The following is a 19,445-nucleotide window of genomic DNA, read 5'->3' as shown; positions in this document are numbered from 1 at the left end:
ACGGGACGGCACACCCCATTGACTTTCACTCAACGGTGTACGTAACGTCGTGTAACACCAACTGAGTGTGAGGAGCGCAACATGTCGGACTTCGACATAGTGGTCGACGGAGGGCTGTGGTTCGACGGAACCGGGTCTGCGCCTCGCCGCCGAAATCTGGGCATTCGGGACGGAGTCGTCGTCAAGGCCTCCGCGGAGCCCCTCCTCGTCGGGCCCGACACCGAAGTGATCGACGCGGCGGGCAAGTGGGTGGTGCCCGGCTTCGTCGACGTGCACACGCACTACGACGCCGAGGTCCTGGTCAGCCCCGGCCTGCCCGAATCCGTCCGGCACGGCGTCACCACCGTTGTCCTCGGGAACTGCTCGTTGTCGACGGTGTATTCGACACCCCGCGAATGCGCCGACCTGTTCAGCCGGGTCGAGGCCGTACCCCACGACTCGGTGCTGCGCATCCTCGACGACAACAAGAGTTGGCAGAATCCGGCCGAGTACGTCGACGCGCTCGAATCGCTTCCGCTCGGTCCCAATGTTGCCGGTTTCATCGGGCACTCCGACATTCGCACCCGCGTGCTGGGGCTCGGCCGCGGCACCGACAGGCGGGTGGAGCCCAGCGCCGGAGAACTCGAGCGGATGGGTGCGATGGTCACCGAGGCCCTCGATGCGGGTTTCCTCGGTCTGTCATCGATGACGAATGCGCTCGACAAGATCGATGGCGACGAATATCGTTCGCGTTCTTTGCCTTCCACGTATGCGCGGTGGCGCGAATTCCGCTTCCTCAACCGGATCCTGCGCGAGCGCGGCAAGATCCTGCAGAGCGCACCCACGATCAACCTGCATCCCAACATTCTCGGATTCTTCGCCGAGAGTTCGGGTCTCGGCCGCCGCAGGCCCCTCAAGACGTCGCTACTCTCCGCGGCGGATTCCAAGGCGTACCCGCCGATCGTGTACTTCATGCTCGGCGCTGCGCCGCTACTCAACAGATTCGCCAAGACCGACTTCAAGTGGCAGCACCTGCCCGTGCCGTTCACCGTGTACGCGGACGGCATCGATCTGGTGGTGTTCGAGGAGTTCGGCGCCGGCGCGGCGGCTCTGCATCTCAAGGACCAGGTGGAGCGAAATGCCCTGCTGCAGGACGAGTCCTACCGACGCCGGTTCCGCAAGGACTACGACAACAAGTTCAGCCCCCGCATCTGGCACCGCAACTTCTACGACGCGGTGATCGTCGGGTGCCCCGACGAGACGTTGATCGGCAGCACCTTCGGCGCGGTCGGTGAGCTGCGCGGCGTCCATCCGGTCGACGCCTACCTCGACCTCGTCGTGAAGTACGGCACGGACCTCCGGTGGCGCACCACCATCGCCAATCACCGGCCGAAGTTCGCGAAGAAGCTGGCCGCCAGTTCCGGTGTGCAGATGGGATTCGGTGACGCGGGTGCGCACCTGCGCAACATGGCGTTCTACAACTATCCGATCCGGTTGCTGAAGAAGGTCAAGGACGCGCAGTCCGACCGCAAGCCCTTCTTGTCCGTCGAACGCGCCGTCCACCGGCTGACGGGAGAACTGGCCGACTGGTACGGCATCGATGCCGGCCACCTGCGGGAAGGGGACCGCGCCGATCTCGTCGTCATCGATCCGGCGGGCCTCGACGCCACCGTGGACGGATTGTTCGAGGCCGAGGTCCCCGAGTACGGCGGTCTGCGCCGAATGGTGAACCGCAGTGACGGCGCGGCGGTCGCGACGGTGATCAACGGCAGGCTCGTCTACCGCGACGGGGAGTTCACCGGCGGGTTCGGCGTCACCAAGACGGGACGGTTCCTCCGCGCGGGAGCGTCGGCCGCAGACCACAGCGAGCGTGAGCCGGCCGTCCGATGAGCGGCACGGGACGGATCGGCACGTTCACCCGGGACGGGCTCGTGTTCGACGTTCGCGACGAGGGTCCGATCGACGGAGCCCCCGTGGTGCTGCTCCACGGTTTCCCACAGGATTCGAGATCATGGGACAAGGTGGCGCCACTGTTGCACAGGCGCGGTTTCCGCACCCTTGCGCCGGACCAGCGCGGCTATTCGGCCGGGGCCAGGCCTCGCGCCCGTTGGGCGTACCGCACCTCGGAGCTGGTAGCGGACGTCGTCGCGCTCATCGACCAGGCAGGCCTCGGCCCGGTGCATGTCGTCGGGCACGACTGGGGCGCTGCGGTGGCGTGGGGTATCGCGGCGGAACGGCCCGACCGGATCCGCACGCTCACGGCGTTGTCGGTGCCGCACCCGGCGGCGTTCCTACGGGCGATGCTCACCAGTCGACAGATCCTGCTGTCCTGGTACATGTTCGCGTTCCAGCTGCCGTGGATCCCGGAGCGGATGATCGCCTCGGACGGTTACGGCTACCGTGCCCTGCTCTCCAGCGGGCAGGCCCCGGACCGGGCGAAGCGCGACCTCGAATCGATGCGCGACCGAAGTCGGGCCCGGGGGGCCCTGAACTGGTATCGCGCAATGTTCTTGGCCTCGCCGGGTTCGGTGACCGGCAAGGTCCGCGTACCCACTCTCTTCGTCTGGAGCGACGGCGACACGGCAATCGGCCCGGTCGGACCCGAACTGACCGCGAGGTTCGTCGACGGCCCGTACACGTACGAGGTGCTGCACGGCGTAAGCCACTGGATCCCCGACGAGGCTGCCGAGCGCCTCGACGAACTACTCGGCAACCACTTGCGCGATCACTAGCGACCCGCCGCGACACCTGGTACTCGCCGGGAGGCGCTTCGCGCGGGCTGCGTCTGGGACCATCCAAGAGTCGCGTGCGGTCCTCCGCGCCTACATGATCTAGGTGTCCCCCCAAGTCGTCGCAGCGTGACAAGCTAGTGCCAAGCACGCTCCATCAACGATCGGGTATCGATCCGTTGGGTTCGGACGGGCCGGAGGTGGAAGGAGCCACTGTGCGCAAGCCCCTTGCGTTCGCGGCCGGCGGTGTGGTGGTTGCCGGTGTGGCAGTAGGGCTGCTAATCAACGGTGCAGCCTCCGACCCCATTCCCGCCTCCGTTCCCGGCGCACCAGGTGGCGGCGCTGAAGATGGACCGATGACGAGCCGAGGAGTGGTCCGTAGCTGGGATATCGAAGGCATGCAGGGTATTATCGACGGCGACGATATTCCAGGTGGATGCCACATCATGTTCGGTGCGGTCGCGGTAGACGGATTCCCCGCATTGTCCGAAGGACAACAGGTGGAGTTCGAATGGCATCGCGGCGAACAGCCCGAGTCGGGCCTTCTCTACGAATGCAGTCGGGCCTGGCCGGCCGGCGAGCAGCCCTATGACGAGCCGAAGGCTTTCAGGTCGCGGGCGTGGACGGTACACGCGGACGGCAGCGTCGAAGAGATCACCGAGGCAGAACTGGCGGAGCCGGTGCCAGCTCTGCCCCGTGTTACCGGCCAAGCCATGGGCACCGTGCAGATGTGGAATGACGAAGAGGGGTGGGGAGTTATCGACTCCGCTCAGACACCGGGCGGTTGCTGGGCCTTTTACAGCGACATCGTCGGAGAAGGGTTCCGAACCTTAGCTGTGGGTGCCACCGTCACTCTCGACTGGGAACAGGTAACCGATCAGGACGGCTATCGGTATCGGGCCACACGCGTGGAGCAACACGGCAGCTAGCACCCCGCCGCGATACGACAGGGTCACAGCAACAATGAGATTCGAGACCTTTTGCGGCCTCGTCGCCGACGAATTCGGCATCGACCTCCGAGTCCCGTCGTACTAGGGCATCGTTGTCTTCCGGAACGAGAGCAGCGCGGCGGTCAGCGGTCGATGGTGGCCATGTTCGCCTCGTCGTGGCGCTCGCCTGCGGCGGGGGGTGAGGTTGATCAGGCGGCCGAGTTGAGCGGCACTGCGCTCGGGACCAGGTCGTAGGAGACACGTTCGCCATGCTGCGCGCCGAGGCCGGCCGTGATCTCTACGACCGGCGGCTGACGGACCTGATCGGGGAGCTGTCCACCCGCAGCGAGACCTTCCCACTCGGCGACGGCCCCAGCCAGTTCCTCCTCACCTACACCGCCGAGCCCACGTCGCCCTCACAGGACGCGCTGAACCTGCTGGTCAGCTGGACCGCGACCAACGAGAACATCGAGCGGTCCGCGCCTGCCCACGATTCGGAGTCAAGCTGAGGATCTCGAGCGCCGGCTGCAGATTCCGGCGAGAATTTACGCTACCGACCGGCTGTCCGCTGTCGGTGAACGCCGCCTCGTCCGGGAACGTCGTCTGGAAGACTCCGGAGGTATGGAACCGCAGCGCAGACTCACACTGGTGACGGGCGCTCCCGAGCAGCCGCGGGAGGAGCCGCTGGTGCGCGAGCTCTACGGTCGGGTGCTTCGGGACGCGCGCCGGGACCAGGACCGGAGTCTCGAGGATGTCGCCGCAGAGGTCGGCATGTCCAAGCAGTACCTCTCCGAAATTGAACGCGGCAAGAAGGAACCGTCCTCGGAAATGCTGCGCGCAGTGTGTGGCGCGCTCGGTCTGCCGGTGGAACACCTGCTGTTCCGGTCGGGGCGCCGGATCGGTGCCACGAATAGAAACGCCGGCCGAGGAACTCCCACGATGCTCGCGGCCTAGTTCTCCTGGCCCGTGGTGATCAGTGTGTCGGCCAACCCGTAGTCGATGGCTTCCCGGGCGCTGAAGATTCGATCCCGGTCGGTGTCCTGACGAAGACGGTCGACGCTCTGCCCGCTGTGCTTGCTGAGAATTTCTTCGGTCTGCGAACGGACCCGCAGTATTTCGGCGGCTTGCAGGGCGAGATCGGAGATCGTGCCACTGCCCTGCGTGGACGGTTGATGCAACAGAACTCGGGAATGTGCGAGAACGTGACGGTGACCCTTCGTTCCCGCGGCGAGTAACACGGCGGCGGCCGAAGCGGCTTGGCCCATGCAGTACGTCGCGATCGTCGGTCGCAGGAACTGCATCGTGTCGTAGATCGCGAGCATCGCCGTGGTGGACCCGCCGGGTGAATTGATGTAGAGCCCGATTTCTCGGTCGGAGCTGTCTGCCTGAAGGTGAAGTAGTTGAGCCATCACCACATTGGCGACACCGTCGTCGATCTCCGTGCCGACAAAGACGATCCGTTCGTTCAACAACCGGCTGAAGATGTCGAACGACCTCTCACCCGCCGGCGTCCGCTCGATGACATTCGGAATGGTGTACTGGGACATGGCGTCAGAGTCCTATCCTGGGAGCGGTTGTATGGGGCGCGATTTCAGCGAAGGTCGATACCACCCGGTCGACGATCCCGTACTCACGGGCCTCGTCTGCGGTGAACCAGCGATCGCGGTCGCTGTCTGCTGCGATTTCCTCGACAGGCCTACCGGTCTCGTCGGCGAGTATCTGCTGCGATTGACGTTTCATCCGTTCGAGACTTTCGGCCTGAATGGCGATGTCGACGGCTGTTCCGCCGATGCCTGCCGAGGGCTGGTGCATCATGATCCGGCTGTGCGCGAGAGCGATTCGCTTGCCTCGGGTTCCGGAGCAGAGAAGCACTTGCCCCATGCTGGCCGCAAAACCCATGGCCACCGTGACCACGTCGTTGGGGATCAGTTTCATGGTGTCGTAGATGGCCAGTCCCGCGAAGACGGAACCGCCCGGCGAATTGATGTAGATGACGATGTCGCGCTCGGGGTCGGCGGCCGCGAGCAGAACCAGCTCCGAGCAGGCACGCTCCGCCATTGCGTCGTCCACTTCGCCCGTGAGGCGGATGGTTCGCTGACGGAAAAGCCGGTCTGCCAGTAGATCGCGGTAGTTGAGGTCGGCAAGTGTGGCTGTGGTCATGACCTCAGTACTACCGCCCTATGAGTACTCGATCGGCGATTGTCCGCTGTGGGCAGACACGGCATCTACTGACGTCGGAACATCGGTGGGCACGATGTGACGCAGATCGCGCGCGTCGCTTCGGGCCCCTCGGGCCGAGGTCGAGCTGGGCATTCACCCGGAAAGGTGTCCGGGCGGCGACGAGTAGATGAACTACTCACGACCGGAACGTGAACGACGTAAACAGACCGCTCGGCCAGTGGACATCGGTCTGTCTCCGAGTGGATTTGGTGGTTAGGGTGCCCTCATGCACGTTCTGTTCGTTTGTAGCGGCAACGTCTGCCGTTCGCCGATCGCAGAGCGGTTGACGCGCGCCTATGCCGTGGACCGCGGTATTTCGCACCTCACTGCGGAAAGCGCCGGCGTGCGGGCGCTGGTCGGATTCCCCATCGAACCGATCGCGGCGAGAGTAGTGGAAGGTCTCGGCGCCAGCGCCGAGGGTTTCACCGCACGACGACTACGCCCCGAGATGATCAAGAGAGCCGACCTCGTGCTCGCCATGACCGAGCAGCTCCGGGATCGCTCGATGGAGCTGGTCCTCGGGACGAGTCACTGCACGTTCACGCTGCGCGAAGCGCACCGGATCGCGAGGGACACCGGTGCCCGCACCGTCGCCGAACTCGCCGTAGCTCGACGGGACTACGGGCCGATCGAAAATCTGAACATCAGCGACCCGGTCGGGCTGAGCGAGGCCGCGTTCACGCAGGTGGGTGATCAGATCGCCGCATCGTTGATGTCACTGCTCGATGTACTCGACCTCGAGGCGGTCACGAATCCCGAGGCCGACGAGGCCTTGTGCCCGGAGCCGGAGCCGGAGCCCGTGCCGACGCCGGACCGGGCCGCCGCGCCGACGGCGGCGCCGACGGCGGCGCCGACGTTCATGCTGCCCTTGTCGCCGCGACCCCTCGTCGCGGCGCGGGCGGCATCGTCGATCCTCGACTATCCCGTCACCTGGTAGCGCTGAACCGGTAGTCGGCGAACCTCTCATCCACCTGTTCAGCCGAGAGTCCGAAGTCCTCGAGGGTGTACTTGTGGGACGGCCGTCGGTTGCCGGCGCGGCTCTCGGCATGCATGGCCTCCATGGCCGACTGCGCCGACGGGGTCAGCTCGAGTCCGAAATGGGTGTAGACACCCTCTACGGTCCCCAGTGGATCCGCCACGAAGTCGTGGTAGTCGACGTCGAGAAACTGGGCGCTGTCGTGCCGAGCGCGAACTTCGGTGAACTGCTCGAGCCCGCGCGCCCACAAGTCGAGCTGGCTCTCACCGATCACGTTGCCGCGAAACTTCTCCGACCATCCGTCGGTTGCCTGCTCCGCCAGGCTGCACACCGAGGGGACGATGGTGCGTGGGGGTCGGTGCGTCTGGATTACCACAGCATCCGGATACACCGCGAGTAACTCGTCGAGCGCGAACAGATGGCTGGGATTTTTGAGCACCCAGCGGCGGTCGCGGTCGGGGAGTCCGATCAATTGCAGGTTCTTCTTGTGCCGCTGATAGGCGTTGGTCCATGTCTGACCGGCAAGCCACTGCGAGTACGTCGGCAGATACGCGAGGCACTCGTAGGAAATCGATTTGAAGGTCTGCCGGAGCAGCTGCCAGCATTCCTCGACCTCGCTCGCGGACATGTAGTGCACACCCATGAACTCGGGTCGTTCGATGTGGTGACGACTGAAGCCCTCCTCGATCTTCTGGAACACCGAATTCGACGCCCATGTCTCCCGCGGCGGCCGTGGTTGCGGCATCTCCGTCAACCACATCTCGAGTCCCTGGTGCGACGGATCGGCAGTCAAGAGCCGGTGCAGAGCCGTGGTCCCGGTTCGTGGAAGCCCGGTGACGAAAATGGGGCGGTCGATCGAAACGTCGGCGTACTCGGGGTGCTGCTTCCACGCGGCCTCGCTGAGCAGCCGGGCCACCAGCGCGCCGCGCAGGAAGACCCGCGCGACCTTGCTGCCCAGCGGTGTCAGTTGCTCGTCGGTGGCGTAGGAGTCCAGCAGTACGCCGAGTGCTTCGGTGTAGTCGTCGGAGCCGAAGTCGGTCAACCCGGTCATGCGGGTCGCCGACTCGTGCAGGTTCTCGACCGTGCCGACGGTGGTGCGCTCACTCATGATGGTCCGGTTCTCTCTCGCTAGTGATGGAATTCGCCGCAGTTGACGTCGAGGCACTGACCGGTGACGGCGCGTGCCATCGGCGACGCGAGAAAGATGACGGCATCGGCCACTTCGTCGGTCTCGGGTAACCTCTTCAGATCGGTGCCCGCGGCGGTGTGTTCGTAGATTTGCTCCATCGTTGTCCCGTACTTCTCGGCCTGGTGTGCGAAGTACTGCTTCAACGTCGCCCCCCAGATATAGCCCGGTGCAACGGAGTTCACCCGGATGCCCTGCGGACCGAGTTCCGTCGCGAGAGATTGCGACATAGCCAGCAGGGCGGATTTCGCCATCTTGTAACTGCCGTAACGCTCCTGCGAGTGGCGGAGAACCATCGAGTTGATGTTCACCACAGCACCCGAAGATTCGGCCAGAGCCGGGGTGAAGAGTTGAGTCAGGCGTAGCGCGCCGAGAACGGTCAGTTCGAAACTGCTGCGAATCGAATCGAAGTCGGTGCGGGCCAGAGGTTTCATCGACGGGACCGAGAACGCGTTGTTCACGAGTACGTCGACCTTGCCATACGCATCGACTGCCGCGGCGACGAGATTCTCCGCCGAGGCGGGGTCGGTGATGTCCGTCGGAACCGTCACCGCGCGGCGGCCGAGCGTGATGATCTCCTTGGCCACCTCCTCGAGCCGGGAGGCGGTGCGAGCGGCGAGCACCATGTCGGCACCTGCTTCCGCACACCGCACCGCGAGCGTGCGACCCAAAGCGGGCCCGACACCGGAAATGACGACTACTTTGCCGAGCAGCAGGTTGCTGTCGCTCACGGCGGCGCTCATCCCAGCATCCGATCCGCGACAGCCGCTTGCCGCCCGGCGATCCGCGCGGCATAGCTCTCGGATGTGATGGTGTTGGACCGGTAATACGGGAGCTTTCCGGGAATCTCCTCGATCCCGACGATCTCCATACGGGGCCCGTCGGCCTCGGTCAGTTCCCGGGACACTCGCTGCCAACGGAATTGGAGGTAGCCGCGAAGATGACCTGTGGTCTCGATCCAGTTGGTGACTCCCGGATCGGCTTCGCTGACGACGAGACGAATCATCCCATCGGGGTCCACCTGCGACTGCGAGACGTTCAGCGACGTTTGGTGGTTGATGTAGTCGAGGGAGATGTACCACAGACTGCCGAGCTGAAAGCCCTGGTACGGAGCGTCGGACCGCGGAACGGTGATGATGATGGTCTGGTCCTCGGAGATGTCGTAGTGACCGACGGAGGAGTACTGGGTGGCCAATCCGCCCGGTGTGAGCCGGGGTTCGGTCATCGTGTTGACCGGAAGGTTGAGATAGAACCACTCGGGGAACTGCAGCCACGTCTTGACCCGTGACACCAGTGCCTTGCCTGCTCGCGCATAGCGCTTCTCCACCGACTCCCGGGTGAGGGGGTCCGGCGCGGTACCGCTCGTGTCGGCGCGCGCGATGCGGATCGTTCCACGTCGCTGACTCCAATCGCTGTAGACCTCGCGGACCACCAGTTGGGAGGATCCGGGCGCGAGCGGAAAATAGTTGCGCCGGCTCGCATCCGGCTCGGCTCCGGGACCGAACCGGACCTCGAAGCTGCCGTCGGCGGCGATATCGATCTCACGATCGTCGAAAGCGGTCACACTGCCGGGCACATCTGCGGCGGTGTAGTTTCCGCTGAGAATCTGGAAGCTCAGGTCTGCTGTGGTGCCTCGTGTGCCGGTGACGACGTATTCGACGTCGTCACTGATTCGTGCGCCGAAGTACAGGGTGTCGGGGTTGTCGAGGCCCATCTTCATGTATGGCCCCGTGCCGGAGATGAACGTCGGGTGGGATCGTTCGGTGGCCCAGGCTGCATGGGTTGTCGCGAGGATTCCGCCGGCGAGGTACTGGTAGCCCTCGAGCAGATCTTGCTCGGTCCGGATGTGCGGGGCGGTCTCGATCAGTTTCTCGGCCTCGGCCAGTGCGTCGGCGAATGGGTCGGTCAGCACATCGTGCTCCTCACGATGGGGTGGTACATATATGTACCTGCGTGGTAGAACGTGATGGACCGACAATAGAACGTGTTCTAAGGAGTGGTCAATGGCTGCCATGGACGACGGCGTCGACAGAGCCCAGGGGCGACGGTCCCCGCCGACGGAACGGGTGGTGCAGGTGCTCGACTTCCTGGTGTCCCGCAAGGAGCGCCGGTTCGGCCTCTCCGAGCTCGCGCGGACCCTCGACATCAGTAAGCCGACGTGTCTCGGCATCCTCACCGAGCTGGTCCGCGGCGGCTATCTGGTCCGCGACCCGATTGCGAAGTCCTACGGCCTCGGTCCCGCATTGATCGCGGCCGGGCGTGCGGCGCAGCAGGGATTCGCGGCCGGTCCGGTCGCGCGCAGGCATCTCGCGGCTCTCAGTGTCGAGTATCAGACGACGTGTACGGCGTCGGCGGTGGTGGGCGACCGGATCGCCGTTCTGGAACTGACGAGTCCTCCCGGCGTGCGAGCGGCTGCCAAGGTGGGGGAGATGTACCCATTTGCACCACCCGTCGGCTTGATGTATGTGCTCTGGGACGGTGAAGACGCGCTGCAGTCGTGGCTGCGGCGGGAACCGACCCTGCCGGTTCGTCTCGATCGGGGGCGGCTGCGCAAGGTGGTCGAGGAATGCTCACGGACGGGATATCTCGTCGAAACGCTCACTCCGGTGGGTCAGCGTTTGCACACCTTGATGGCCGGCGTGGCCGCCCACGATCTGCCTGCGGAACTGCGCGACGTTCTCGGCGAGATGGTGTCCAGTCTGGGTGAGCGCGTGCACCTCGATGCCGAACATGCCGATCCCGGCGCGATGCATCCGGTCAGCCTGATTGCCGCGCCGACATACGACGCGGAGGGGCATCAAGCCATGGTGCTCACGTTGTATGTGGGCGCGGAGCTCGCATCGGACGACATCGCTCGTCGAGGTAAGGCGCTCGCGGCGGCCGCGGACGCGATCACCCAGGAGGTGGGGGGACGGCGGCCTCGTACGGGCGGGCATTGACCTACTTCTGAAACACGTTCTATTGTCGAGGGGACCTTTTCGACCGGTCCGGTCCAAATATGAACCGCGCTCGGTTCGGCACTCGCGACGAGGAGTCGCCCCATGACCTCATCCATGGCACCGCCCGTCTACGAGCTGTCGCACCTCGGCGCGCTCGAGGCCGAGGCAGTGCACATCTTTCGTGAAGTGGCCGCGACGTTCGAGCGTCCGGTTCTGCTCTTCTCCGGTGGCAAGGATTCCGTGGTGATGCTCCACGTCGCCGCGAAGGCATTCTGGCCCGCACCTGTTCCTTTCGCCGTCATGCACGTGGACACCGGGCACAATTTCGACGAGGTGATCGAGTTCCGTGATCGCACGGTCGAGCGTCTCGCACTGCGGTTGGTGGTCGCACGTGTGCAGGACGACATCGATGCGGGACGTGTCAGCGAAGAGACGGGAGCGCGGGCCAGCCGGAATCGGCTCCAAACTGCGGCTCTGCTGCGCGCGATCACGGACAACGGCTTCGACGCCGTCTTCGGTGGTGCCCGCAGGGACGAGGAAAAGGCGCGCGCGAAGGAGCGGATCTTCAGCTTCCGTGACGAGTTCGGGCAGTGGGAGCCTCGGGCGCAGCGCCCGGAACTGTGGAGCCTCTACAACGGGCGGCACCGCAAGGGTGAGCACATCAGGGTCTTCCCGCTGTCCAACTGGACCGAACTCGACATCTGGCAGTACATCAGCGAGGAAGGCATCGACCTTCCCCCGCTCTACTACGCACACCGCCGCGAGGTGGTGCCCCGCGACGGAATGCTCCTTGCGCGTACTCGTTTCCTGACACTGCTGCCCGGCGACGAACCGTACGAGGCGCTCGTGCGGTTCCGGACCGTCGGCGACGCCACCTGTACGGGATGCGTCGAATCCTCGGCCGCCACGGCCGAGGCCGTCGTGACGGAGGTGGCGGCCAGCCGAGTCACCGAGCGTGGGGCGACCCGGGCGGACGACCGGATCTCCGAGGCCGGCATGGAGGATCGCAAGAAGGAAGGATACTTCTGATGCCGCAGCTACTTCGGGTCGCGACCGCGGGAAGTGTCGACGACGGCAAGTCCACTCTCATCGGCCGTCTGCTCTACGACTCGAAGGCGATTTTCGAGGACCAACTCGAGTCGGTGGAGCGCACCAGCCGCGAACGAGGCGACGAGCACGCCGACCTCGCACTGCTCACCGACGGCCTCCGCGCGGAACGGGAGCAGGGCATCACCATCGATGTCGCGCACCGCTACTTCGCTACCCCGCATCGCAAATTCATCATCGCGGACACGCCGGGACACGAGCAGTACACCCGGAACATGGTGACCGGTGCCTCGACCGCCGACCTGGCATTGATTCTGGTCGACGCCAGAAAAGGGGTGCTCGAGCAAACCCGTAGGCATGCCTTCATCGCGAGCCTTCTCGGGATCCCGCACCTGGTGTTGTGCGTGAACAAGATGGATCTGGTGGGGTGGTCGGAGCAGCGGTTCGAGGAGATCAAGGAAGAGTTCCGTCAGTTCGCGATCAAACTCGAGGTGCACGACCTCACCTTCATCCCCGTCTCCGCGTTGCGTGGCGACAACATCGCGCAGCGGACGGCCACCATGTCCTGGTACGAGGGTGCGTCACTACTGCACCATCTCGAGCAGGTGCACGTCGCCTCCGACCGCAATCTCATCGACGCGCGCTTCCCGGTGCAGTATGTGGTGCGGCCGCAACGGCAGACCGATTCCCCCTGGCACGACTTCCGAGGCTATGCAGGCACGATCGCCAGCGGAGTATTCAAGCCGGGGGACGAGGTGGTGGCGCTCCCGTCGGGATTCACCTCGAAAATCAGCGCCATCTGGGGCCCGGGCGGAACGGCCCTCGACGAGGCCTTCGCACCGTCCGCGGTGTGCGTCCAGCTGGTCGATCAGTTGGACGTCAGCCGCGGAGACATGTTGTGCCGTCCCAACAACCGACCCCTCGTCGGCAGCGAACTCGACGCCATGGTGTGCTGGTTCAGTGACCAGGCTTCCCTGAATCCGGACGCGCGGTACACCCTGCTTCACACCACCCGCGCCGTCAGGGCCACGGTGGCCCGCCTCGACTATCGGCTCGACGTCAACACCCTGCATCGCGACGACACGGCCCGCTCGCTCTCACTCAACGAGATCGGCCGAGTGCAGCTGAAGACCTCCCAACCGCTGATGTTCGACCCGTACCGCCGCAACCACATGACGGGCAGTTTCGTTCTCGTCGACGAGAGCACGAACAACACCGTCGGTGCCGGAATGATCACCGGGCCGACCCTCTCCCCGGCGAAGGTGGTCTGGCATGCGGCGGAAGTGTCGCGCGAGGAGCGCCCCACCCGTGGTCGCACCGTCTGGCTCACCGGGCTCTCCGCTTCGGGGAAGTCCACCGTCGCGGTCGAACTCGAGCGGCGGCTGGTCGCCTCCGGCGTGCCCGCGTACCGGCTCGACGGCGACAACCTGCGACACGGGCTGAACTCCGATTTGGGGTTCGGTGCCGCGGACCGCTCGGAGAATGTCCGACGGGTAGGTGCGGTGGCGCAGTTGCTCGCCGATGCGGGCGTCGTCGCGATCGCCTGCCTCATCAGTCCCTACCGTGCGGATCGCGAGCGCGTGCGCGAAGAGCACCGGGCCGCCGGGCTCGACTTCGTCGAAGTGTTCGTCGACACCCCGGTCGAACGATGCGAGGCCCGTGATCCCAAGGGCATGTATGCGAAAGCGCGGGCCGGGGAAATCACGGGATTCACCGGAGTCGACGACCCGTACGAGGCACCCGAGCGCGCGGAACTCGTACTCCGGCCGGAGGACGGCACGCCGACCGAACAAGCGGCGAAGATTATGGAATTGTTGAGGCGTGACCTCTGACGCGCGGCTCGCGGCCGATATCGCCTCCGGTGCCGGTGCCCTGTTGCTGGATATCCGTGCTGCCGGACTCGGATCCGCGGACGGGCGTGAACTCGGCCGGCGTGGTGACGTCGCCGCCGACGCCTTCATCGCCGGAAAGCTGGCCGCCGAGCGTCCCGGAGATTCCATCCTTTCCGAAGAGTCGGCCGACGACCGGTCTCGCCTCGACAGCGATCGGGTCTGGATCATCGATCCCCTCGACGGCTCGAAGGAATACGGCCTACCCGGGCACTCCGACTGGGCGGTGCACGTCGCGCTGTGGGAGCGTGGCCGGGGTGTCACCGCCGCCGCGGTCGCACAACCGGCCCTGGGGGCGGTGTACGCGAGTGACGACCCGAGCCGCGCAGTCCACGCCGAGGAATTGCCGGCGCGGCCCCGCATCGTGGTGAGTGCCAGTAGACCGCCGGCCTTCATCGACGCCGTGGCGACCCAGGTCGGCGCCGAGGTCCGGGCCATGGGATCGGCTGGGGCCAAGGCGATGGCCGTGCTGAGGGGTGACGTGGACGCGTATGTGCATGCGGGCGGACAGTGGGAATGGGACTCGGCGGCCCCGGTCGGTGTCGCCGCCGCCGCGGGCCTCCATTGCTCACGCATTGACGGGACTCCACTGCAGTACAACCAGTCTCATCCCTATCTCCCCGATCTGGTGATCTGTCGGCCTGAGCTTGCGCAAGTCCTCCTCGCTGCGATCGCGGACCACGCCACCGACTCTGCCGACAGCGGACGCGTCGCGATGGCCCGGGCCTACATCGACGCGCTCGTGAGCCACGACGCGACCAAGGTCCGCCTCTCCGAGACGGCCTGGCGTGTGGAGAACGGTCAGCACACCGGCGACTCGGGGGCGTTCATCCGGGACGAACTCGAGAACGGTCCGCAATACCAGGCCATCCAGGCAGTTCGCGATCTCTCGTTCCACGAGTGGGGGGAGAATGTGGTGGCGCGATTCCTGCTCGACCTCGGCGCCGCGCCGACCGAGGTGACGACGGTCCGCATCACCGAGCATTTCCACATTCCGGCGGGAGCGATCCAGTCGGTGATGGCCATCATCGAACCGCACGCAACCGAAGGGAATGCCGATGAGCCCCGATGAGCTGGTCACGCAATTCTGCGCCGAATGGTCTGATCCGGACCCCGCGGCGATCGCGGAGTACTTCTCGGAAGACGCGGTTTATCACAATATTCCGATGGAGCCGGTCTGCGGGCGTGAGGCGATCCGCGAATTCGTGGCAGGCTTTGTCGCCGCTTTCGGCGGCATCGAGTTCCGGGTGCAGCGCCAGGTCGGCAGTGTCGGCAGCGCTGACGACGCCGGCGGGAACGGAGTGATCATGAACGAGCGGGTCGACGTGTTCGACATCAACGACACCCGGGTGGAGCTGCCGGTCGTCGGCGTCTTCGAGATCGCCGACGGCAAGATCACCGCGTGGCGGGACTACTTCGACATGGCCCCGATCCAGGCGGCAACGGCCGGAGGTTGACTCCCGCGCAGGCCGCAAGTTGACGTCAGATTCACATGCGCTCTACTGTGACCGGACCGAACTATGACGGCCGTCACATGCGAGCGGTGGGAGACCGTGCCGGGTGTTGATTCGCCCGGTAATTCAGCCGAACACCGCCCGACCAGGAGGAGGGCGCCGATGACCCAGATCAACACCGTCCGTGGGCCTGTCGACAGCGCGGACCTCGGTCGTACCTACATGCACGAGCACGTGTTCGTGCTGACCGCCGATGTGCAGCAGAACTATCCGGATGAGTGGGGAAGTGAGGACGAGCGCGTTGCGGACGCGGTGGCGAAGCTCCGTGCGCTGACCGAGCAGGGAGTCCGGACCATCGTCGACCCCACTGTCGTCGGCCTCGGTCGATACATACCGCGCATCCGTCGTGTGGCCGAACAGCTCCCGGACCTGAACATCGTTGCCGCAACCGGGTTGTACACGTACGACGACGTACCGTTCTTCTTCCATTATCGAGGTCCCGCACTCGACGCCATGGTGGGCGCCGAGGTTCCCGATCCGATGGTCGACATGTTCGTCAAGGACATCGAGGTGGGAATCGCCGACACCGGGATCCGGGCAGGGTTGCTCAAGTGCGCTATCGATGAACCCGGATTGACGCCCGGCGTGGAGCGCGTGATGCGGGCGGTAGCGAAAGCCCATCGGCGTACGGGGGTGCCGATCACCGTACATACCCATCCGGGCAGCGCCGCCGGTGTGCACGTCAAGCGGGTCATGTGCGACGAGGAGGGGGTACGGCCCGACCGGATCGTCCTCGGGCACAGTGGTGACACAACGGACGTCGAGCATTTGACGAGCCTGGCGGAGCAGGGGTTCATCCTGGGAATGGACCGGTTCGGCATCAATCTGGACACGACTTTCGAGGCGCGTGCGGACACGCTCGTGGAGATGTGCCGCCGCGGGTTCGCCGGACAGATGGTGTTGTCCCAGGACGCATCCTGTTACATCGACTGGATCGATCCGAATCTGATGGCGGCGCTCCCGCAGTGGCACTACCTCCACATCGAGAACGACGTGCTGCCGTACGTCCGTGAGCGTGGTGTCACCGAGAACATGATTTCCGAGATGCTGGTGGAGGTCCCGCGGCGATATTTCGAGAACGCATCTGCGTATTGAGCAGATTCACTTGAAACTGAGGCCGGATTCAAGTAATACTCGAGTATGGAGAAGTCGGATGGTGGGGGAGTTCTTCCAGAACGAGGAGACGAAGGTCCGCCCTCGATGGCGAACGCCACCCTCCTCCGGGAGCCGCCCGTTACCGCACGAGGAGTCCGTACTCGGAATCGGCTGGTTGCCGCCGCGCGGGTTGTGTTCGAGCGGGAGGGCTATCTCGATGCCCGACTCGCCGACATCACCAGGGAGGCTGGGCTCTCGACGGGCTCCTTCTACACGTATTTCACCAACAAAGAACAGGTTTTTGCCGCCGTCGTCGAGGTGACCCAAAATGACCTGCTCCACCCCGGCATGGGTCGAGTGGCCGACGAAGGCGATGTACACGCGATCGTCGAGGCGAGCGTCCGCGCGTATCTGCACGCGTGCCGCAGAAACGCGCGGCTGCTGGCGGTGCTGGAGCAGGTGGCGCACGTCGACCCCGAATTCCGGGAACTCGAACGCCGTCGCGACGACATCTTCTTCCGACGCAACGCCCGAGCGATCGCGGACCTGCAGGATCGCGGCCTCGCAGATGCGGTACTGGATCCGATGCTCACGTCCAAGGCGCTCTCTGCCATGGTCGGCAGGACGGCGTACAGCTATTTCGTCGGACCGGTGAGCGAACGGAAATCCCTGTCGTTCGATCAGTTGGCGACGGGCCTGGCGCGGATGTGGACGAATGCCCTGCGTGTGCCGGATTCTGTCCGAGGTCAGTAGCCGGGCGCGCGCAGAATTCGCAGGACGAGGTCGGCGTTGATGTCGCCCAGCTCTTCGGGGGTGAATTCGCCGTCGGGGTCGTACCAACGGCAGATGTCGATGGCGAGCGACATGATGGCGAGCACCGCGACTCGGGGATCCGGGATCAGGAAGACGCCCTCGTCGATTCCCCTGCGCACCTCGCGCATTGCTGCGACACGGATCCGCAGGCGCGTCTGAGCCACGGCCTCACGGTGCTCCGCGCGGAGGTGCCGGCTCTCGTACTGCGCGATACGGGCTTTCCGAAAGTTCGTGGCGTGCAACATGCTGAAGTCCCGAACCAAGGCGCGAACCCGGTCGATCGGGTCGGTGAACGGTGCAACCGCATCGAGCACCTGGGCCAGTGCCCGCTCATGGGCGCGGCACACGAGCCGGAACAGTAGTTCTTCCTTGGAGGAAAAGTGTACGTACATCGCGGCGGGACTCAGTCCTGCCATTGCGGAGATGTCCCGGGTGGTGGTGGCCTCGAAGCCCCTGTCGGAGAACAGCATTGTAGCTGCGGTGAGTAGGCGTTCCTCGGAGGACGACAGATCCCGAATGGGTTGACCGGGAGCTGGGGTTTCGTCCCGTAGATCTGTCATGCGTAGTCCTCACCGGTGCGGCGGGCCGGGAGCGCCCACCGAACGTATATGTCGAAAGCATCGCCTCGAGTGATTGACATCACACGACAAGTGAAACACACTAAGCAAGCGCTCACAGACTTGAAGTTGGCGTCATGTTCTAAAACTTCATCTCTAGCCACACCCCACAGACCTATCTCGAGGAGTGATTGGATGACTACATCCGCGGTGCAGCCGAGTAAGGACGCAACCGGCGACACGGCCGTCCAGCGGAAGCGGGCACACCGGAAGCTGCTGGCGGCAGGTCTCGTCGGCAGTTCCATCGAGTGGTACGACTTCTTCCTCTACGGAACAGCTGCGGCTCTTGTCTTTCCGCAAGTCTTTTTTCCCGACTCATCGGCGCTGATGGGCACTCTGCTGTCGTTCAGCACGTTCTGGGCGGGATTCGTCGCCCGGCCTCTCGGTGGACTGGTCGCCGGCCACTTCGGCGACAAATACGGGCGCAAACCCGCGGTGGTGACCTGCCTGCTCTTCATGGGCATCGCCACCTTCCTCATCGGATGCCTCCCGGGTGCGTCGACGATCGGAGTGGCTGCACCGATTCTGCTGGTGGTGCTGCGCTTCATCCAGGGCATCGCGTGCGGCGGTCAGTGGGGTGGGATCGTCCTTCTGCTGACCGAATCGGCGAGTCCCAAACGCAGAGGGTTTTCCGGCACCTTCGGTCAGATGGGTGTCTCGTTCGGTGTGCTGCTCGGCAACCTCGTGTTCCTGGGCGCCACCGCCGCCATCTCGAACGAGGCGTTCCTCAGCTGGGGTTGGCGTATCCCCTTCTTTGCCAGTGCATTGCTCTTCCCCGTCGTGCTCTACATCCAGACGAAGGTCGAGGACACACCGGAGTTCCGCGAGCTGCAGGAAGAGGCACAGAAGGGTAAGGAAACGGTAGTCCGGGCACCGCTCACCCAGGCGATCAAAGACCACTGGCGCAAGATTCTGCTCGGGTGCGGCCTTCTCGCGGCCACCAACTCGTTGTTCTACATCTCGATCGCCGGCGTGCTCAGTTACGGCACTGCCGAACTGGGCATGAAGCGCAACGATCTGCTGGCGATCTCCCTGCTCAGTGCCGGCCTCACCGTCGGTGTGGTGTTGTGGTCGGGGCACGTGTCCGACAAGATCGGTCGTCGGCCGATGATCCTGTTCGGCGCCGGAATGATCGTGCTCTGGGCCTTCCCGTACTTCTGGCTGATCAACACGAAGAACCTGATGTTGTTCTTCATCGCCGTCACCGTCGGAAGTGTGTTCCAGTCCATGACCTACGGTCCGATCGCGGCCTACATGGGCGAGCTGTTCGCACCCAACGTGCGCTATTCGGCAGCCTCCCTGGCCTACCAACTGGCTGCGATCACGGTCAGCGGTGGCACTCCCTTCATCATGACCGCGCTGATTGCCAAAACCGGCACCACCACACTCGTCGCCGTATTCGTCGCCTTGATGGGGCTGGTCACATTCCTTTGCGCGTGGCGGCTCCACGAGACCAACCCGGCGGAAGTCCGTAACGACCCGAACGCTGTTCCCGGAGCTCAGTTCTACTAG

Annotated in this window: 19 protein-coding genes and 1 pseudogene; 14 read left to right on the top strand and 6 right to left on the bottom strand. The window is 64.7% G+C overall.

Features of this window, described 5'->3' with window-relative positions; translation table 11 throughout:
* Window positions 1-81 precede the first annotated feature (81 nt).
* The 5 genes and pseudogenes from JQT59_RS27195 to JQT59_RS27175 all read left to right on the top strand — a co-directional run bounded on the left by JQT59_RS27195 (window position 82) and on the right by JQT59_RS27175 (window position 4,591).
* Window positions 82-1,869 carry an N-acyl-D-amino-acid deacylase family protein gene (locus tag JQT59_RS27195; protein ID WP_213572702.1) on the top strand — a complete coding sequence of 596 codons (1,788 nt, stop codon included), beginning with the start codon at window positions 82-84 and terminating at the stop codon, window positions 1,867-1,869.
* Entirely contained in the window at window positions 1,866-2,711 is an 846-nt protein-coding gene (locus JQT59_RS27190) for an alpha/beta fold hydrolase (RefSeq protein ID WP_213572701.1), read from the top strand. Before JQT59_RS27195 ends, JQT59_RS27190 begins: the two co-directional genes overlap by 4 nt.
* A 212-nt stretch (window positions 2,712-2,923) precedes the next feature.
* The gene (locus JQT59_RS27185; RefSeq protein ID WP_249353844.1) at window positions 2,924-3,637 is read left to right on the top strand and encodes a cold-shock protein; all 714 of its coding nucleotides are present in this window, start codon (window positions 2,924-2,926) and stop codon (window positions 3,635-3,637) included.
* Window positions 3,638-3,876: 239 nt separating this feature from the next.
* Window positions 3,877-4,146: pseudogene (locus JQT59_RS27180) on the top strand (MmyB family transcriptional regulator); the annotation flags it as partial.
* 112 nt (window positions 4,147-4,258) lie between these two features.
* Window positions 4,259-4,591: a helix-turn-helix domain-containing protein gene (locus tag JQT59_RS27175; RefSeq protein ID WP_213572699.1), complete on the top strand. Its 333-nt coding sequence runs from the start codon at window positions 4,259-4,261 to the stop codon at window positions 4,589-4,591.
* Here JQT59_RS27175 and JQT59_RS27170 read toward each other — a convergent pair.
* Together JQT59_RS27170 and JQT59_RS27165 are read right to left on the bottom strand one after the other, a co-directional pair.
* Window positions 4,588-5,184 carry an ATP-dependent Clp protease proteolytic subunit gene (locus JQT59_RS27170; protein ID WP_213572698.1) on the bottom strand — a complete coding sequence of 199 codons (597 nt, stop codon included), beginning with the start codon at window positions 5,182-5,184 and terminating at the stop codon, window positions 4,588-4,590. The two genes, JQT59_RS27175 and JQT59_RS27170, sit on opposite strands and share 4 nt — an antisense overlap.
* Before the next feature lie 4 nt (window positions 5,185-5,188).
* Window positions 5,189-5,797, bottom strand: a complete 609-nt coding sequence (locus tag JQT59_RS27165; RefSeq protein ID WP_109328632.1) for a ClpP family protease — start codon at window positions 5,795-5,797, stop codon at window positions 5,189-5,191.
* A gap of 286 nt (window positions 5,798-6,083) precedes the next feature.
* Here JQT59_RS27165 and JQT59_RS27160 point away from each other — a divergent pair, with 286 nt between their 5' ends.
* Window positions 6,084-6,794: an arsenate reductase/protein-tyrosine-phosphatase family protein gene (locus JQT59_RS27160; protein WP_213572697.1), complete on the top strand. Its 711-nt coding sequence runs from the start codon at window positions 6,084-6,086 to the stop codon at window positions 6,792-6,794.
* Here JQT59_RS27160 and JQT59_RS27155 read toward each other — a convergent pair.
* The 3 genes from JQT59_RS27155 to JQT59_RS27145 are packed head-to-tail and all read right to left on the bottom strand — an operon-like array spanning window position 6,784 to window position 9,931.
* Window positions 6,784-7,941, bottom strand: a complete 1,158-nt coding sequence (locus tag JQT59_RS27155; protein WP_213572696.1) for a sulfotransferase family protein — start codon at window positions 7,939-7,941, stop codon at window positions 6,784-6,786. The genes JQT59_RS27160 and JQT59_RS27155 overlap by 11 nt on opposite strands.
* Window positions 7,942-7,961: 20 nt before the next feature.
* Entirely contained in the window at window positions 7,962-8,750 is a 789-nt protein-coding gene (locus tag JQT59_RS27150; protein WP_397517759.1) for an SDR family oxidoreductase, read from the bottom strand.
* Between the two features lie 8 nt (window positions 8,751-8,758).
* Window positions 8,759-9,931, bottom strand: coding sequence for a DUF1214 domain-containing protein (locus tag JQT59_RS27145; RefSeq protein ID WP_213572694.1), 1,173 nt, complete (start codon window positions 9,929-9,931; stop codon window positions 8,759-8,761).
* 100 nt (window positions 9,932-10,031) lie between these two features.
* Between JQT59_RS27145 and JQT59_RS27140 the strand changes: the two genes are divergently transcribed.
* The 7 genes from JQT59_RS27140 to JQT59_RS27110 all read left to right on the top strand — a co-directional run bounded on the left by JQT59_RS27140 (window position 10,032) and on the right by JQT59_RS27110 (window position 17,256).
* Entirely contained in the window at window positions 10,032-10,958 is a 927-nt protein-coding gene (locus tag JQT59_RS27140) for a helix-turn-helix domain-containing protein (protein WP_502939880.1), read from the top strand.
* Window positions 10,959-11,060: 102 nt separating this feature from the next.
* Window positions 11,061-11,987, top strand: a complete 927-nt coding sequence (gene cysD, locus JQT59_RS27135; protein WP_213572692.1) for a sulfate adenylyltransferase subunit CysD — start codon at window positions 11,061-11,063, stop codon at window positions 11,985-11,987.
* Entirely contained in the window at window positions 11,987-13,837 is a 1,851-nt protein-coding gene (cysC, locus tag JQT59_RS27130; RefSeq protein WP_213572691.1) for an adenylyl-sulfate kinase, read from the top strand. The genes cysD and cysC overlap by 1 nt, the downstream gene beginning before the upstream one ends.
* Window positions 13,827-14,966, top strand: coding sequence for a 3'(2'),5'-bisphosphate nucleotidase CysQ (locus JQT59_RS27125; protein ID WP_213572690.1), 1,140 nt, complete (start codon window positions 13,827-13,829; stop codon window positions 14,964-14,966). The genes cysC and JQT59_RS27125 overlap by 11 nt, the downstream gene beginning before the upstream one ends.
* Complete coding sequence (locus JQT59_RS27120) at window positions 14,953-15,351, top strand: nuclear transport factor 2 family protein (RefSeq protein WP_213572689.1); 399 nt, start codon at window positions 14,953-14,955, stop codon at window positions 15,349-15,351. The genes JQT59_RS27125 and JQT59_RS27120 overlap by 14 nt, the downstream gene beginning before the upstream one ends.
* Before the next feature lie 159 nt (window positions 15,352-15,510).
* Window positions 15,511-16,503, top strand: a complete 993-nt coding sequence (locus JQT59_RS27115; RefSeq protein WP_213572688.1) for a phosphotriesterase family protein — start codon at window positions 15,511-15,513, stop codon at window positions 16,501-16,503.
* A gap of 105 nt (window positions 16,504-16,608) precedes the next feature.
* A complete protein-coding gene (locus JQT59_RS27110; RefSeq protein WP_213572687.1) occupies window positions 16,609-17,256 on the top strand; it encodes a TetR/AcrR family transcriptional regulator in 648 nt (215 codons plus the stop codon).
* Here JQT59_RS27110 and JQT59_RS27105 read toward each other — a convergent pair.
* Window positions 17,250-17,876 carry a TetR/AcrR family transcriptional regulator gene (locus tag JQT59_RS27105; protein ID WP_213572686.1) on the bottom strand — a complete coding sequence of 209 codons (627 nt, stop codon included), beginning with the start codon at window positions 17,874-17,876 and terminating at the stop codon, window positions 17,250-17,252. The genes JQT59_RS27110 and JQT59_RS27105 overlap by 7 nt on opposite strands.
* 192 nt (window positions 17,877-18,068) lie before the next feature.
* Between JQT59_RS27105 and JQT59_RS27100 the strand changes: the two genes are divergently transcribed.
* Window positions 18,069-19,445: an MFS transporter gene (locus JQT59_RS27100; protein ID WP_213572685.1), complete on the top strand. Its 1,377-nt coding sequence runs from the start codon at window positions 18,069-18,071 to the stop codon at window positions 19,443-19,445.

Origin of the sequence: Rhodococcus sp. USK13, assembly GCF_018343855.1 — a bacterium.
Classification (GTDB): Bacteria; Actinomycetota; Actinomycetes; order Mycobacteriales; family Mycobacteriaceae; genus Rhodococcus_F; species Rhodococcus_F oxybenzonivorans.
Note: the sequence above shows the minus strand (reverse complement) of the source record. Positions and strands in the feature narration are given on the sequence as shown.

Coding starts and splice junctions, on each gene's coding strand:
- JQT59_RS27175 (WP_213572699.1), top strand. CDS start 4,259: ATGGAACCGCAGCGCAGACTCACACTGGTGACGGGCGCTCCCGAGCAG.
- JQT59_RS27170 (WP_213572698.1), bottom strand. CDS start 5,184: ATGTCCCAGTACACCATTCCGAATGTCATCGAGCGGACGCCGGCGGGT.
- JQT59_RS27110 (WP_213572687.1), top strand. CDS start 16,609: ATGGCGAACGCCACCCTCCTCCGGGAGCCGCCCGTTACCGCACGAGGA.
- JQT59_RS27165 (WP_109328632.1), bottom strand. CDS start 5,797: ATGACCACAGCCACACTTGCCGACCTCAACTACCGCGATCTACTGGCA.
- JQT59_RS27120 (WP_213572689.1), top strand. CDS start 14,953: ATGAGCCCCGATGAGCTGGTCACGCAATTCTGCGCCGAATGGTCTGAT.
- JQT59_RS27160 (WP_213572697.1), top strand. CDS start 6,084: ATGCACGTTCTGTTCGTTTGTAGCGGCAACGTCTGCCGTTCGCCGATC.
- JQT59_RS27105 (WP_213572686.1), bottom strand. CDS start 17,876: ATGACAGATCTACGGGACGAAACCCCAGCTCCCGGTCAACCCATTCGG.
- JQT59_RS27195 (WP_213572702.1), top strand. CDS start 82: ATGTCGGACTTCGACATAGTGGTCGACGGAGGGCTGTGGTTCGACGGA.
- JQT59_RS27190 (WP_213572701.1), top strand. CDS start 1,866: ATGAGCGGCACGGGACGGATCGGCACGTTCACCCGGGACGGGCTCGTG.
- JQT59_RS27115 (WP_213572688.1), top strand. CDS start 15,511: ATGACCCAGATCAACACCGTCCGTGGGCCTGTCGACAGCGCGGACCTC.
- cysD (WP_213572692.1), top strand. CDS start 11,061: ATGACCTCATCCATGGCACCGCCCGTCTACGAGCTGTCGCACCTCGGC.
- JQT59_RS27140 (WP_502939880.1), top strand. CDS start 10,032: ATGGACGACGGCGTCGACAGAGCCCAGGGGCGACGGTCCCCGCCGACG.
- JQT59_RS27100 (WP_213572685.1), top strand. CDS start 18,069: ATGACTACATCCGCGGTGCAGCCGAGTAAGGACGCAACCGGCGACACG.
- cysC (WP_213572691.1), top strand. CDS start 11,987: ATGCCGCAGCTACTTCGGGTCGCGACCGCGGGAAGTGTCGACGACGGC.
- JQT59_RS27155 (WP_213572696.1), bottom strand. CDS start 7,941: ATGAGTGAGCGCACCACCGTCGGCACGGTCGAGAACCTGCACGAGTCG.